We start from the raw sequence: 14935 nt of genomic DNA on the forward strand, positions 1-14935 counted from the left end.
GTAGAGCATTGACTCAGAATGGTCTGCCGCCGGAGCGCAACGCGGCGGGTACGTGGGGACATCTATCGGCTGCTCGCTGCGTCACGCGTTGGAGCAACCGCGCCGATACAACACGATCCAACACAACCGGCAATACCTCTAATGCACCTGACTCGCGCAGCATATGCGCAACACCTGCCATCGTATGTCCAGTCGTCACAGTGTCATCGAGCAGAACGATCCGTCGACCAACTACACGTGTACCCGGCTCTGGCACGACTCGATATTCGTTCGAGGCAATTCTCGCTCGCGCTTCAGCAACGCTCCCTCGCGTCGATCGGCGTTTGTCCCGGGCGAGTAGACCTTCGATAAATGGAAGGCCAAGCTGAACCGCAACGTTCGCAGCAACACTAGCAAAGACATCAGCCCCCGTAGCGCCACTCATGGGAATGTGGGCAACAACCGTATCAACTGCATTATAGATGCCTCCTCTGCTCATCCGGAGAGCATCTCTGGCAGCAATGGCGAGTAGGCGGCTCACCAACACATTTGTGCGCGATCGCACACGCCGGAGGTCGTCCCGTAGCGCCTCCGAAGTGCCTGATGCCCAGCCAACCACGGACAGCACTAGACCGGTGGCGTGCAGTGCACAGTACGCCTCATGCGCATCGCCGACACGTCGTACGGACTGACACGAGTGGCAGACGGTATGCGTACCAATAAAGGCCGCTGGCAATGTTACTGGTGTAGCCACTGCGCGAGCCAACGAGGCGTCATCCAGAGCGCTAAGCGCTGCGAAGCACTCGGCACATAGCACGCGGGAAAGTGGACTCACACTCACAGGACCAAACGCTCCACATTCTTACAGGGTCGAATTCGAGTGGGCTGGAACCTCATGGCTCGTAAGCATACCTGCTATTTACGCGCAAGGCCCGCTTGGAGACACCGTATCTTTCTGGGGCGGGCTCATCTGCCGATGATTCGGAACGAAGCTGTCGGAGCGGTAGACCGTCTCTAGCTCATCGGCATACCCCACGTTCCCTGCGTATTCACGCTCTGCTCCCAGAGAGAGCACCAACCAGGCACGTCCTGTCTCCATGCCCGCAGTGGAGGGTCCTACGCGGCAGACAGTGAAGGACTCCAGGCATGGGGTGGAACCACCTCATCTCTGGAGACACCTGGGACTCCGCAGGTCGCTCAGTGTTACCGCGCAAGCTGGTTGATGGGCGCGTGAGCGAGCTGGTTGATGGGCATCACGCCGATGGTGGTGTACCACCGTGGGTGATGGGGAGGGGTCCGGGGAGGGGGGACTCGTGGATTACAGGGGGGGCGGTGTCAGGTGGCAGGAACATTGATGCACTCGGCGGCAGTAGCTCCGACCCGACTCCGCCAGTGGTGAGGCCTCCGGCCTCACGCGGTCGGCCCACCACTCGGTGAGGACGCTGTCCAGGGGCGCGTAGCGACTCGTGAAAGCGAGCCTGCCCTGGACGGCGCCGCAGGAGCGGGGCACACGAGGCAGGGCGCCGCGCGCCGAGCCCAGGGGGTCAACGTTGGTGACGCGAGGGGGAGCGTGTCTACTCTCGCGCCACAGGCGGCCGACTCCCCGCCGTGGGGGATGATGGAGCCGCGGCGAAAGGAGCCGGGCTGCGCTCGCGCAGCCTGTCCAATCCATCGAAGTGGAAGCTGTCCCGGATGCGCGCGGTAGCACCCCCAGCGGCAGGGCACACCCGTCCCGTCCAGCCTTGCTGTCCGACGCGCAGCCAGGGGCGTGGGCGTGCGGAGGCAGGCCGGATTCGGGCAGCGTATGCAGTCCGGCTCCCCCCAACCCGGTGGGCGGTTCGGAGCCTGCGCCGGAGCGCTGATGCCCATCAGTTCACATGGCTGGCCCCGGCGAACGCCTGGTGGGGCAACCCGGCGGCCCGTACCCAGGGCGGTGCCAGGCCGCACAAGGCCTGTGCGACACGTGCCGCCACCTGCCTGGGTTCACCCTGGGCCCGCGAATCCAGCGACGCCCAGAGCGTCCCGTCCGCTACCTGCCGGACCCAGCGCGCCAGCGTCCGCCATCCTCGCGACGGGCCGCCTGTCTGCATCCGGCCCCCCACCAGGGCTCGTACCTGGGGCCGCGCTCCAGCCACACAAGCCCCAGAGCGCCAACGCCAGCGCCATCGCCGCTCCCGAGAAGTGCTTGCGGGCCAGCGCGGCCTCCGGAAGCACCGTCAGTACGGCCGTACACGCCTTGCAGCGGTAGCGGCGGCACGCCACCTCCCGCTTCACTCCCACCCCTCCTGGGGACACGGGCCCTCTCTGCTGCCGCTGCACCACTCCATGCCCGTGTATCCACACCTCTCCTCCCTCGTAGGCTGGCTGGCCGCACATCGGACACGTGCGTGGACGGGCCGCATCGGCGCTGGGCAGCGACACCTCGATCCGCCCGCTCATGGGCGGGCTCCCCCCGCCTGCTGGCTTCTGCTCCATGTTCGTCTTGTCGCGGAACCCAGGGACGGGTGGCTCTGTCCACCGCGGGTCTCCCCCCTGCTCATCCGCCATGCAGCTCCGCTCTCCTCGGGCAACCGCTCTACTCCTGCTCCTGGTCGTTGACACGGACCGGCCAGGATGGGAGCGGCTCGCCCAACCCACGGGCTCGTGGCCATCCCATCAGCCAACGTGCCTCGCCTTTCCAGTCTCGGTGATGGGCTACCCCTGCCCGCTGAAGGCTTGCCCATCACCCAGCGCTCTCATTCTGGCCCGCTTTTCCCTCATCCAGCGTGCTCGGTAACAGCTCAGCACGAGCACAGCATCGAGTAGCAGGAAGCACGCATCTCCCGAGTGATGCGCAAGAGGCCCATTCACATTTCTCATCGGCCCTCCGTCAGGAGGCTCGGTGCCCGGCCGTGTGGTGCCGCGCGATGACCCAGACCCGACTGATTCCTCTCCTCGCGCTGCTCCTCGTTGGTTGTCCGTCTTCCCCCACCGTCGACCCGGATCCTGATGGCGGCTCAGGGCAGAACCCCACCGGTCCCACCTTCACCGTCCACGCTCCGAGCGAAGTCACCTCCACCTTTCAGCTGTACAGGAACGTCGACGTGCTGCTCGGCGATGGCAGCAAGTACCGCGCGCGCCTCGATAGCAGCGGCGTGGTGCACTTCCGGGACCCGGCCATCACGGGGCCGCAAGACGTGACGCTGGTGATGGTGCGCTCCACCGGAACGGTGGAGGCGAAGACCTACCTCGCGCTCAACGGACCCGAGGTCTGGCTGCCGAGCTCGCTCTATCTCCTGGGCGCCATCCCCTTCACGAAGCAGGGCACGATCACCGGCAAGGTGACGGGCGCGTCCAATCCCAGCAACCTCTCCGTCACCGTGGCCGGCAATGGCCTCTACGGCACCACGACCCTGTCCGAGGACGGCTCCTTCAGCATCGACATCCGCGGTGACGCTCCCGGCAAGGTGGACCTCTTCGCCCAGGAGACCACCGGCACCGAGGGAACGGTCGTCCGGGTCGGCCTCGCGCGCGACATCGCCGTGAGCGCCGGCACCACCGTCAGCGGGCGGGACGTCGCACTCGACCACCCCGTGGACCAGTCGTTCGGTGTGACGGTCGCGAGCGGCGAGATCCCCGACACCACCCTGAACGCCTCGCTCCGGTACATCCTGGGCGGCCGGCTCCTCTTCGGCACGAGCGCCTCCGGGACGCAGCCCCTCTCCGTCCCGATGATTGCCCGGACGGCACCCTTCGACACCGTCACCCCGATGCTCCGCGTCTCCTCGGGTGAGGCGGCGAAGCTCCCGGGGGGTCAGGTCGAGACGAACATGCCCGTGAGCACCGGCTCGTCCGCGCAGGTCACGTTCCTGAACCCGCCGAGCATCACATCTCCCGCCGTGGGAACCCTGGAGGACCCGCCCAGCGCCTCGCGCGCCGGCCTCGTCCTGCGCTGGAGTCCCGATGCCTCCGCGCACCTGACGGAGGTGGAGCTCGCCGCGACGATCGGGCCGGGTCCCCTGGATTGGACCGTGGTGGCCCCCGCGGACAGTGCCCCCGTCACCACCTTCCCCGCGGGCTCCTACCGCGTGTGGGCCGCCACCAGCTGGCAGGCCAACGCGAGCGGCTACGCGAGCTTCTTCACCGGAAGCCTGTCCAGCGACCCGTACGTGGAGACCCGGACGACCCGGCTCCTCACCTACGTCGAGCTCCAGTAGCCCTGAAGCACCGGGCTCGCGCCTCCCGCCTCACTTCCGAGGCGCGCGCCCGTGCGACCGCGCGTGACGGCCCGGAGCCTGTCCCGTGTCCCGCTTGGACATCCCGTGGTCCTTCTGCGGCGGGCCCGGGTCTCTCTGCGCGGCCTGGTGGCGCTCCCACTCCGCCTGGAAGACCGGGTCCTCGCGTGGCACCGTCGCGCGGGGAATCCCGGCCCGCATGATCTGCTCGATGCGCTCGGTCATCAGCCGGTCCTTCGCCGTGACGAACGTCGAGGCCACGCCGCTCGCCGAGGCCCGCGCCGTGCGGCCGATGCGGTGCACGTAGTCCTCCGGTGCGTGCGGCAGGTCGTAGTTGATGACGTGCCCCACGTCCTCCACGTCCAGCCCGCGCGCCGCGATGTCCGTGGCCACCAGACACCGGTACGTCCCCTCCCGGAAGGCCTTCATCGTCTGGTTGCGCTGGCTCTGCGTCCGGTCCGCGTGCAGCACCCCACAGCTGTACCCCGCCCGCTCCAGCGCCTTGTGCACCTTGTCCGCCCGCTCCTTCGACGCCGCGAAGATGAGCGCCGTGGCCTCGTCCCTCGCCAGCAGCGTCAGCAGCAGCGCGGACTTCTCCTCGGGCTTCACCACGTACAGCCGCTGCTCGGCGCGCTCGGCCGGCGTCCCGCTGCGCGTCACCTCCACCCGCACCGGCCGGTGCAGCTCCTCGCGCGCGAAGTGGCTCACGTCCGGCCCCAGCGTCGCGGAGAACAGCAGCGTCTGCCGGCGCCTCGGCAGCGCCGCGAGAATGGTCTCGAGCTGCGGCTGGAAGCCCATGTCCAGCATCCGGTCCGCCTCGTCCAGCACCAGGGCCTCCAGCTGCGGAAACGCCGCGATACGCGCCCCCAACAGGTCCACCAGCCGCCCCGGCGTGGCCAGCACCAGCGTGGGCCGGCGCTTCAGGGCCTCGGCCTGCGCCGCCATGTCCTCGCCGCCGATGACCACCGCGTGCGTGACGCCACGCGGGCCCCCGAAGAACTCCACCGGCCCGGCGATCTGCTGCACCAGCTCGCGGGTGGGCGCCAGCACCAGACCCAGCGTGCCCTTGCGGCCGGCGAAGCGCTCCACCAACGGCAGCACGTACGCGGCCGTCTTCCCCGTGCCCGTGGCGGCGCAGCCGATGACGTCCCGGCCCGCGAGCGCCGGAGGAATGGCTTGCGCCTGGATGGGCGTGGGCCGCTCGAACCTCGCGCGGCGGATGGCGTCGAGGGACTCGGGGGACAGGCCCAGCTGGTCGAAAGTGTCGCTCACGCTCTGGGGGTACCACGCCGCCCCCTTCGGGGCCACCCGGCTCGTGCTCCGTTCGTCCTGTCCGTGGCGCTGTCGGGGGCCGGACGCCTCCCCAGCCCACGAGCCCTCAGAAGCAACCGGCCAGCACCAGCGCCTGGTGGTGGGCGGAGAGGACGACGGCCGGCCGCAGCTGGAGCCCCACCGCCTTCTTCCGGAGGCCGGAGGAGAGCTCGTACCCCAGGAAGGCGCCCACCACCGGCAGGGGGATGGCCACGCCCTTCAACACGCCGGAGAGCGGCTGGCCCGAGCGCTCGGACAACGCCCACAGCCCCACCGTCCCGAGCCCTCCCACGGCGGCTCCCCCGAACGTGGCGAGCAGGCCCCCGTCTCCCGCCATCAGCTCGCCGCCCCACCAGACGCCCAGCGGAAAGCCGAGGGCCGCTCCGGTGAGCAGGAAGGGAAGCACCGTCGGGCCCTCCTCGGGCTGGATGAGCCGGACCCCGCTCCCGAGCATGTACGTCCCCAGGCCCACGAGCGCTCCCGCGAGGCCCGTGCCCACGCCCGCGCCTCCCTCGACGAGCAACCGTTGCCACAAGGGGTGCACGGGTGGCGCCACGGGCACGGGGTCCGGGAGGAACCTCGGCGGGGTCTCCACGATCGGAGGCTGCACGAGCCGCAACCTCGACCCCTGCCCCGCCCGGGCCACCGTGGGGAGCAGGAAGAGCAGCACCAACATGCACCGCACGGCCACGCATCTGGACAAGGGGAGCCTCCCGCCCGGTGTCGTTCAGGCGGGCCTTAGCACACGCGCTACCTGCCCGGCGTGGGCAGCCCCACGGCCGCGAGCTGGACTTCGTAGAAGTCGCCATTTCCGTTGCCCGGCGACTCCAGCTTCGTGGCGAACTCCTTCGTGGTCAGCGGGCGCTCGGGCGTCTCGGAGAGGAAGGGCCGCCGCTGGGCGTAGAGGAGCGTCCCCCGCGCGGGCACCACCGTCGGGGTGAGCCCCCCGTCGAGCCGGTTGATGGCCGGTCCGAGGTTGCGCGGCACGCCCCACTGCCCGTCCTTCCGCTCACTGACGTACAGGTCGTAGGCATCCGGCGTCAGCCCTCCCGGCCGTTGCGAGGAGAAGACGAGGTAGCGCTCGTCCGCGTCCACGAAGTGGTTGCCGTCCCCGTGGCCCGAGTTGATGACGTCCGGCAGCGGCTCGCCCGGGCCCCACCCTTCTCCCTGGGGCGCATGCCGGTAGATGCGCCGCTTGCCGTCCTTGGGGCTGCGGGTCACGTAGACGGCGCCCTCGCGCGTCACCGAGGTGTTCGTCTCGGACTCCGGGGTGTTGAGGCCCTCGGCCAGCCGCGGCGTCCCCCAGCCCTTGTCCGTGCGCTCGACGAACCAGATGTCGAAGTCCGCGTGCACCGCCTCGCCCGAGGACTGGGGCCGCACCGAGGCGAAGAAGAGCCGCCTGCCGTCCGGCGTGAAGGCCGGGTCGATGTCCCGGTAGCGGCCCGAGAAGGGCAGCACCTCGGGCGCCGTCCAGCGGCCGTCCCGCCAGTGCGAGACCATCAGCAGCTGGAACTTGAAGCGCGTGGGATCCGCCCGGTTGAACACCACCGTGCGCCCATCCGGCGAGAACGTGATGCCGAACTCCTCGTGGGCGGTGGACACCACGCCCGGGGCGAAGAGCACGGGCTCGGGGGTGGGCGTGGGAGCGGCGTGGAGCAGCAGCGCGAGGGGAAGGGACAGGAGTGAGGACATGGAGATTCCTTTCCGCCCGGAAGCGAGTCCGGGCGGGCAGTAACGGCCAGGGTGGAAGGGAGTGTCAGGCCCGGCGCAGGACGAGCACGGGCGTGGAGATGAGGGCCAGGCCCGCCACCAGCCCGAGCACTCCGCTCAGGCCGTAGAGGACACTGCCCAGGGAACCGCACAGTGTGGCCACCAGGCCCGAGGCCAGGAGGAAGCGCTCATGTCCCTCGGAGCGCCGGAGCGCCGTGAACGCGAGGACGGCTCCGGCGGCCAGCCCTCCGCCCACGCAAGTCATCAGACAGAAGGCCCGGCAGCCGCCGGTGTAGCAGACATGCCCCGCCCCACTGACCACGAAGGGGAGCAGCAAGGGAAACAGTCCGGCGAGCAGCCCGGGAGTCACCGCGCGGTCCCACTTCCGCCCCCACCAGCCCAACCCGAGGCACAGCAGCACCAGCAGTCCACCCAGGACGAGCAGGGCGGGCCGCACCCGGTGCTGGAGCACGGCCGCCATCACCAACAGGCCCAGCGCATGCAAGGCCCCGGGCATCGCGGCCCGGAAGCGTCCCCACTCATAGGACCAACGCGCGCGCCGCTGGAGGCGCTCCAGTTCACTCGACACCATGACGCATCCTCCATGCCTCGCGCAGCCGCCCGAGCGAACGCTCGAGCCGTTTGCGGAACGTGGCGCCAGGAATCGCGGGCCGCTCCCGCTCTCCCATGGCCGCCTCCAGGGTCTCCACATCCTCCGGCCTCAATCCGCCCATCACCTCCGCCAACGCGTGCCGCAGGTCCTCCGCGAGCAGCCGCGCCTCGGGCCCCGCGGCCCCGTCCACCACCTCCGTGCCCTCCGTCTCGGGGGCCTCGCGCCGGCGCGCCCGCGCCTTGAGCACGGTGCGGCACTCGTACGCGGCGATGCCCAGCACCCACGGCAGGGCCTCGCGCGACACGTCGTACTCCGAGGCCCGGGCGAACACCTTCAGCAACGCCGCCTGCGCCGCGTCCTCGGCGTCCTCGCGGCACGGCAGCAGCCGCGCGCAGAAGCGCTCCAGCAGGGGCTGGAGGCAGGCGAAGGCCGGCGTGAAGGCCTCGCGGTCGCCCTCGGCGAGCCGCGTCATCCACCGCCGGAGCTGTTCCCGCGTACCGTCGTCCACTGCATCGTCCCCCTCGGTCCGAGCCGTCGTGCCCTTTATAGGCCGCCGCCGGAAAAGCGTGACACCCCTGGCGCCGGGGTCGTCACCGCCGTGAGGTGTCATGAGGAGCGCCGCTTCAGGAGACGGGGGCGGCGCTCTCTCATGGAGGGAAGTGGGCGAAGACATCCCCTCTCCCCTCGGGCGAGGGGAAATAACCGCGGTCAGGCTACGGGGGCGCGTACGTCCGTGCGCGGTGGGAAGTCCTCTCCAGCATCCGCGGACATCGGTCCGGGGGTGTCCTGGGGTCGGGGGCTCCCCTATTGGCGGCCGAAAGGCCGGGGTTCGACTCCCCAACGGAGGCACCGGGAGCCAGCGCCCTCGAGGCGCACCGTGCGGAACGGCCATGCGGGCGAAGAGCCCCCGCCGCGCCGCCGGGGCTCCCGGGGCCGACGTCTTTCGCTGAACGAGGTAGGAGCCGGTGGACACGTTCCGATTCATTCCGCTGCTGGTGGTGGTGCTCGTGCTGGGCGCGGTGGCCTACAAGCTGCTCGTGCTGAAGGTGGTCGTCCCCGAGGGCTTCACCGCCCTGCTCTACCGCCAGGGCCGCTTCGTGCGCGTGCTGAGGCCCGGAGCCCATCGGGTGTTGCGCCAGCTCCACGGCACGCAGCAGGTGGACATGCGCCAGCGCTACCTCACGGTGCCCGGCCAGGAGGTGCTCAGCCAGGAGCAGGTGGGCCTCAAGGTGAGCCTCGCCGTGCGCTTCGCGGTGGCCGAGCCCGAGCCCGCCCTGCACCGCGTGCAGAACTACACGGAGGCGCTCTACCTGGCCGTGCAGCTCGCGCTGCGCGAGGAGGTAGGCCGCCATCCCCTGGAGGAGCTGGTGGCGGGCCGCGTGGACCTGGGGCAGCGGATGCGCGAGCGCGTGGCCGGCGAGGTGCGCGCGTTCGGCCTCTCGGTGGAGTCCGTGGAGGTGAAGGACGTGATGCTGCCCGCGGAGCTGCGCCGGGCCTTCTCCGAGTCGCTCAAGGCGAAGAAGGAAGCGCAGGCCATGCTGGAGAAGGCACGCGGCGAGTCGGCGGCCCTGCGCAACCTGGCCAACGCGGCGCGGCTGGTGGAGCAGCACCCGTCGCTGCTCGACCTGCGCATGCTGCAGACGCTCGGTGGCGCGAGCACCACGCCCGGCAACACCTTCGTCCTGGGCGTGGGCGCGGAGCTCGCCCCCCGCGCGCGCAAGCACCCGGCTCCGGGTGGAGCACCGGTACCGCCCTCCGAGGAGGACGAGCCCGGCTCCACCTGAGCGCCAGGCCTCACTTCTTGCCGAGTCCCGCCCGCTCCGCCGCCAGGGCCCCGAGGGCCGACCAGTCCAGGTCTCCCCTGCCCTGGGCCACGCCGCCCAGGTAGTGGTCGCGCAGGAGGCTGGCCAGGGGCATGGGCACCTCCGCGGCCCCGGCGGCCTCCAGCACCAGCCGCACGTCCTTGAGCCCCAGCTTCAGCTTGAAGCCCGCGGGCTCGTACTGCTCGTTGGCGATCAGCACCGCGTAGCGCTCGAAGATGGGCGAGCGCGCGAACACCGACTGGAACAGCTCCAGGAACACCTGGGGCTCGACGCCCGACTTGCGCGCCAGCGCGAAGGACTCCCCGAGCGCTTCGATCATCGAGGCGATCAGGAAGTTGCCCGACAGCTTCACCACGTTCGCCGAAGAGGCCTTCTCCCCGAGCACCGAGAGCCCGCGGCCCAGGGCCTCCAGCAGTGGCCGGCACCGCTCCACGTCGGCCTTCGCGCCCGCGGCCACCACCCAGAGCTGCCTGGCCTCCGCCGCCTCGGGCCTGCCGAACACCGGCGCCGACACGTACCGCTGCCCGGCCTTCGCATGCGCCTCGGCCAGCCGCTCCGAGAGCGCCACCGAGAGGGTGCTCGACGACACGTGGAGCGCCCCCTTCTCCAGCCCGGCCAGCAGGCCCGAGCCTCCGAGCACGGCGGCCTCCACCGCGGCGTCATCCGAGAGCATGGAGAAGACGACCTCCGCTCCACGGGCCGCGTCCGCTGGCGAGTCCGCGACGCGGGCCCCCTGCTGGCGCAGCGCCTCGGCCTTCTCGCGCGTGCGGTTGTAGACGACGAGCTCATGCCCCGCGGCGCGCAGATTCCTCGCCATGGGCTGGCCCATGTTGCCAAGTCCGACGAAGCCCACCTTCATGTGCACCTCCTCGAAAGCGAGCCGCCACAGCTAGCAGGAAATGCGAGAGGGCCCCAGGTCGCGGAGACCTGGAGCCCTCGGGAGACAACACTGTGGCGCCGGAAGCGTCAGTCCTTGACGGGCGTCGCCTTGAGGGCGGCCTTGCCCTCCTTCACGTACACCTGGAAGCGCACCGTCTTGCACGCGTACTTCTGGACGAGCTGCTCCTTGTTCTTGCGCAGCTTGGCCACGAACTTGTCGTACGTGAGGCCGTCGTTGGGCTCACCGCACTGATCGCGCGTCACGACGAACTCGCGGAAGACGTCCTGGAAGTGCTGCTCCTCGGCCAGGGCGATGGCGCCGCTGCCCGTGGGAGGCGGGGGCGGCATGCCCGGCATCTGCGTGCCCATGACGGGCGTGGGCGCCGAGGACGGAGCGGCCATGCCGGGGTGGCCCGGCCGCTGGGACGGGAGGGGAACCTCGGCCGTGTTGGGACGCGCCGAGCGCGCCAGCAGCTCCTGCGGAATGGCGGCCACGCGGGTCGTCTCGGGAGGCGAGTCCTCGCCATAGAGCGGCGGCGCGTTGCCCGCCTGCGCGGCGGCCGCGGCGAACGGATCCGCCGCCTGCTGCAGCGTGTAGGCCGCCGTCGGCTGGTCCTCGAAGGCGAACGCGCCCCGGCGAGCGGCCGCCGTGGCCACATCCGAGCCCGAGTCCCCCGTGGGGAACGGGAACGCATCGCCGGAACCGCCCGACGCGGCGAACGGATCCTTGCCCGGCACCGTGGGCGAGCCGTACGGATCCGCCACCGGAGGCGGCGTGGGGAACGGGAACGCATCCCCCCCGGAAGCCGCCGGAGCCGGCGGCGCGGGGAACGGGAAGGCATCGCTGTCGGCGGCGGCCGGCGCGGCGCGGGCCGGGAAGGGGAAGTCGTCCGGGCCGGGAACGGGCGGCTCCTGCACGGCCGCCACGGGGAGCGGCGCCGCGGCCTGGGCGGGCGCCGGAGCCGGGGCCTCCTCCTGGCCCTTCTTGCCCTTCTTCTTCTTGCTGTCCTTCTTCTCCTTGGCGGCGGCGTCGGCCGGTGCGGCGGCGCGGCCCGAGCCCATCACCAGCAGCCACACCAGCGAGAAGCCCAGCAGGCACATGAGCGCGAAGAGGGCCACCTGCTGGTAGTCCGCCAGCGCCGTCATGAAGGGCAGCACGCTGCAGACGGCCACGACCTCGAGGCCACCCTCGAGCGCCCGGCGCGAGCCCACCGCGAGCGGAGCATCGCCCCCCTTGACGTCATCGGCGCGGGTGAACATGGGCAGCTTCACCTGCGGCACCTGGGAGAGCCACCCACGCACGCTGCCACTGCGCACCACGTGGCCGTGCTGGCCCTTGCGCAGCACCTTGATGCCCTCGGCGGCCAGCTCCTTCTGCGCGCCCGCGGTGCCCAGCACCGTGTCGCCCCGCACCAGCGCGAGCGCGGCGACACCGGAGGACAGCGCCGCGCCCTCCAGCGCCTTGGCGTCCACCAGCGGCGCGCCCACCACCAGCGTCGCGGCCACCTGGGACTGGCCGCCCTCGGCGTTCCACAGCACCGGCACGGAGTAGAAGACATGGGGCGCGTCGAACGCGTCCACCACCACGCCCTCGCTGCCCGCCTTCAGCAGCGCCTGCACGTCCAGCGTGTCGTCCGAGACGGGCTCCCCGTCGGCGCGCACGTACAGCGAGCCCTCGGTGGTGGAGAGCGCCAGCACGAGCGAGCCCGCCAGCGGCGCGGGCACCAGCTCCCTGGCGGCGGCGCGCAGGTTGGTGAAGCGCTCACCCGTGGGCGGCTCCACGACGCGGATGCCCTTGCCCTTGGGCAGCGGCACCACCTGCGGCTGCACGGCGGTGGCCACGTCCGGACTGGCCGCGAGCTTCAGCGCCAGGCCCTGCACGGCGAGCCGGCGCGCGTCGAATGCGCGGGAGAGCTCGGCGATGGCCGCCGTGGCGGGGGCCGCGGCCTCCTGGGTGGCGCGCTCGCTCAGCGCTCCCGAGACCAGCGGGAGATGCGCCACCCCGAGTCCGAGGACCAGAAGTGCGAAGACGAAGAACTTGAAGCGGACCATCGCCGACCTTTAGCCCGGGGGGTGTGAAGTGTCCGCTTATAGCTTCCACCGCTCGGGGCCAGCAAGAAACCGGGAAGGGTCCGCCTGGGAGCCCGGACACCAGGCGAGGGATCCGGGCTCCGTCCGCGCGCTAGAAGCGCACGTCCTGGGGGAGCCCCTGACTGCTCTGCTCCCGGCGCTTCTCCAACGTCCGGGTGATCATCTTCTCCAGTGTGTCACGCGCCGCGTCGATGGCGTGGAACATGGTCTCCGCCGTCTCCGTCACGTGCATGCCCGCGAAGCCCGGCATCCGCACCGTCACCCGGCACTCCTGGTCCACGCCTCCCTTGGGACCATTGATGTCCACCATGGCGATCTCGATCTCGGTCGCCTCGTCGTCAATGAACTTGACGAGGGGATCCACCAGATGCCGGTTGGCGTAGTCCCTCAGCTCGTCCGTCAGTGACAGGTGGACTCCTCGCATCAGTACCTTCATCGCGTCACCTCCCTTGGACCCTCAAGATGGGCAGCCCGCCCACATTCGGTGAGCGGCGGACGTGCTCGCTCCCTTGGCCGCCCTCGCGGCGAGGGACGGAGCGCTGAAGAGGCGTGGACGTTTCAGGAGGGCTCCCGGGTTGCCCAGTCGCATGGGAGAGCGAATCAAGGTGTTGCTGGTCGAGGATGACGGCGACAGCCGGGAGCTTCTCGCGGAGCTGCTGGAGATGGACTTCGACGTCGTCACGGCGGCGGACGGGCTCGCCGGGCTGCGGGCCTTCGAGAACGATCACCCCGACGTGGTGGTCACGGACGAGTCGCTGCCCGGCATGTGTGGCACCGAGCTCGCCCAGGAGGTCAAACACCGCCAGCCCAAGGCGGGCGTCATCCTGGTGTCCGGTTACACCAATGTGGACGCCGGCTGCTGTGACGTGGTGATGCGCAAGCCCATTGATGTCGAGCGTTTGTCAGCCGCCGTGGGAAGCCTGGGGGAAGCAGCCAGGCATTGAGGCCGCGCGTGCTAACCTCGGGCCCGGTTGCCAGGGTGTGGTTCCTGGAGGGAGGCACGATGAAGTACTGCATGCAGTGCGGTTCCGAATACCAGGATGGCGTGAAGACGTGCGCCGACTGTCCCGGCAGTGAGCTGGTGGACGCCGAGGCGATGCGCCAGCGCCACATCCCGCTGTCCAGCGAGAGCGACACCCGCAAGTTCGTCCGGGCCACCACCGCGGATGATCCCCTCACCGCCGAGGACTACGTGCGCGTGCTGGAGGCCGAGCGCATCCCCGTCTTCGTCCGGCCGCGCCGCGGAGGCGCCGTGGACGTGCTCACCACCGGCGCCCTGGAGCCCTGGTGGGAGATCATGGTCGGCGAGGAGCACCTGCAGCGCTCCCTCACCCTGCTGGCGCAGGAGAAGGCCCGCCTGGACTCCACCTCCGACGAGGCCGCCCGCGCCGCCGAGGAGGAGGAGCTCGAGACGGAGGCCACCGCGCCCCCGCCCGGCACCCTCTGAGGGACGGCCGCGAGCAGCACGGCCCCGGAGCCTGGCGGGGAGCACCGTCTCCGTTCCAGGGCTCCGGGTCCTCTCCTGCCCGCCAGGCGGGCAGCTTCCCGACACCCGGGCCCGGGGACCCGGCGGAAGCATCCCCCCTCCCTCATGAGTTTTCGTCACATGACAAGCCGCTCCTATCAGTCTGATTGACCGGATTGACCGGTCCATCGAACTGAAAAAGGAGAAGCACCATGTTGCAGGAGAAGGCTGTCAGCCGATTGGGGGAGATCGGTGCGGCGCAGGTCCTCGCGAGCGCGCTGAACGTCAGGAGTGGCCCGGGCACCAGCTACCGGATTCTCACCGTCGTCTATCGCGGCGAGTGGGTCGATATCCTCTCGGGAGACTACGGCTCCTGGACGCGCATCAGAACCGCCGGCGGGGTCATCGGCTACGTCGCCTCGCAGTACCTCGGTAACCATGTCGGCCCGTGACCGGCTCGTCCGGCTCCCGAGGGGGGCAAGGCCGTGAAGGGCAGGACGCGCACAGGTTCCGCCGCCCTGCCCCGACACACCGCGGCCCGTCCACGCATCACGGAGAGCGCACCAGCTCGCCCCCGCCCGCGTCGGGGCGGCGCGGCTCGTAGAGGCTCACGCCGGAGACCTTCCACTTGTCGTACTTCGCGTTGCGGGCGACGTTGCCGTCCACACCGCGCCGGGCGTGGCGCAGCCAGGTACGCTTGCCCTTCTGCACCACGAAGCCCAGGTGCGTCACCCGCGTGGCCTTGAGCGGCAGATCCTCGCGCAAATACCCCCTGACTCCTGGCCGTCCAGCAGTGGCTCACTCGTAGTCGACTACAAGCGGCAGGTGCGACACCTGCCCACAACAATCG

At 70.5% G+C, this 14935-nt stretch carries 15 protein-coding genes; 5 read left to right on the top strand and 10 right to left on the bottom strand.

What is annotated here, in order from left to right; translation table 11 throughout:
* Window positions 1–13: 13 nt before the first annotated feature.
* Window positions 14–820 (bottom strand): phosphoribosyltransferase family protein, encoded by an 807-nt coding sequence (locus VFZ09_RS51735; RefSeq protein WP_414640750.1) that lies wholly within the window; start codon window positions 818–820, stop codon window positions 14–16.
* 2065 nt (window positions 821–2885) lie between these two features.
* Here VFZ09_RS51735 and VFZ09_RS27775 point away from each other — a divergent pair.
* Window positions 2886–4175 (top strand): hypothetical protein, encoded by a 1290-nt coding sequence (locus tag VFZ09_RS27775; RefSeq protein WP_329730702.1) that lies wholly within the window; start codon window positions 2886–2888, stop codon window positions 4173–4175.
* Between the two features lie 30 nt (window positions 4176–4205).
* Here the strand turns inward: VFZ09_RS27775 and VFZ09_RS27780 are convergent, their stop codons facing one another.
* The 5 genes from VFZ09_RS27780 to VFZ09_RS27800 form a co-directional block, all read right to left on the bottom strand.
* Window positions 4206–5465 carry a DEAD/DEAH box helicase gene (locus VFZ09_RS27780; RefSeq protein WP_329730703.1) on the bottom strand — a complete coding sequence of 420 codons (1260 nt, stop codon included), beginning with the start codon at window positions 5463–5465 and terminating at the stop codon, window positions 4206–4208.
* 106 nt (window positions 5466–5571) lie between these two features.
* On the bottom strand, window positions 5572–6207 hold the full coding sequence (locus VFZ09_RS27785) for a hypothetical protein (protein WP_329730704.1): 636 nt from the start codon (window positions 6205–6207) through the stop codon (window positions 5572–5574).
* Window positions 6208–6254: 47 nt separating this feature from the next.
* Window positions 6255–7196 carry a hypothetical protein gene (locus VFZ09_RS27790; protein WP_329730705.1) on the bottom strand — a complete coding sequence of 314 codons (942 nt, stop codon included), beginning with the start codon at window positions 7194–7196 and terminating at the stop codon, window positions 6255–6257.
* A 64-nt stretch (window positions 7197–7260) separates the two neighbouring features.
* A complete protein-coding gene (locus tag VFZ09_RS27795; protein ID WP_329730706.1) occupies window positions 7261–7806 on the bottom strand; it encodes a hypothetical protein in 546 nt (181 codons plus the stop codon).
* Window positions 7793–8335: an RNA polymerase sigma factor gene (locus tag VFZ09_RS27800; RefSeq protein WP_329730707.1), complete on the bottom strand. Its 543-nt coding sequence runs from the start codon at window positions 8333–8335 to the stop codon at window positions 7793–7795. Before VFZ09_RS27800 ends, VFZ09_RS27795 begins: the two co-directional genes overlap by 14 nt.
* A 457-nt stretch (window positions 8336–8792) precedes the next feature.
* On the opposite strand from VFZ09_RS27800, the gene VFZ09_RS27805 reads away from it, so the two are divergent.
* Window positions 8793–9611 carry a slipin family protein gene (locus tag VFZ09_RS27805; protein WP_329730708.1) on the top strand — a complete coding sequence of 273 codons (819 nt, stop codon included), beginning with the start codon at window positions 8793–8795 and terminating at the stop codon, window positions 9609–9611.
* A gap of 10 nt (window positions 9612–9621) precedes the next feature.
* Here VFZ09_RS27805 and VFZ09_RS27810 read toward each other — a convergent pair whose 3' ends face one another.
* From VFZ09_RS27810 to hpf, 3 genes are all read right to left on the bottom strand, one after another.
* On the bottom strand, window positions 9622–10509 hold the full coding sequence (locus VFZ09_RS27810; RefSeq protein WP_329730709.1) for an NAD(P)-dependent oxidoreductase: 888 nt from the start codon (window positions 10507–10509) through the stop codon (window positions 9622–9624).
* Between the two features lie 107 nt (window positions 10510–10616).
* Window positions 10617–12581: an MXAN_5187 family protein gene (locus VFZ09_RS27815; protein ID WP_329730710.1), complete on the bottom strand. Its 1965-nt coding sequence runs from the start codon at window positions 12579–12581 to the stop codon at window positions 10617–10619.
* 130 nt (window positions 12582–12711) lie between these two features.
* Window positions 12712–13056 (bottom strand): ribosome hibernation-promoting factor, HPF/YfiA family, encoded by a 345-nt coding sequence (gene hpf / locus VFZ09_RS27820; RefSeq protein WP_047856419.1) that lies wholly within the window; start codon window positions 13054–13056, stop codon window positions 12712–12714.
* Window positions 13057–13207: 151 nt separating this feature from the next.
* On the opposite strand from hpf, the gene VFZ09_RS27825 reads away from it, so the two are divergent.
* The 3 genes from VFZ09_RS27825 (at window position 13208) to VFZ09_RS27835 (ending at window position 14537) form a co-directional block, all read left to right on the top strand.
* Window positions 13208–13564: a response regulator gene (locus VFZ09_RS27825; protein WP_329730711.1), complete on the top strand. Its 357-nt coding sequence runs from the start codon at window positions 13208–13210 to the stop codon at window positions 13562–13564.
* A gap of 59 nt (window positions 13565–13623) precedes the next feature.
* A complete protein-coding gene (locus VFZ09_RS27830) occupies window positions 13624–14067 on the top strand; it encodes a hypothetical protein (RefSeq protein WP_329730712.1) in 444 nt (147 codons plus the stop codon).
* A 230-nt stretch (window positions 14068–14297) separates the two neighbouring features.
* Complete coding sequence (locus VFZ09_RS27835; protein WP_329730713.1) at window positions 14298–14537, top strand: SH3 domain-containing protein; 240 nt, start codon at window positions 14298–14300, stop codon at window positions 14535–14537.
* A gap of 97 nt (window positions 14538–14634) precedes the next feature.
* On the opposite strand, the gene VFZ09_RS27840 is transcribed toward VFZ09_RS27835, so the two are convergent.
* Window positions 14635–14850 carry a hypothetical protein gene (locus tag VFZ09_RS27840; RefSeq protein ID WP_414640751.1) on the bottom strand — a complete coding sequence of 72 codons (216 nt, stop codon included), beginning with the start codon at window positions 14848–14850 and terminating at the stop codon, window positions 14635–14637.
* Window positions 14851–14935 lie beyond the last annotated feature (85 nt).

Origin of the sequence: Archangium sp., assembly GCF_036277355.1 — a bacterium.
Classification (GTDB): Bacteria; Myxococcota; Myxococcia; order Myxococcales; family Myxococcaceae; genus Archangium.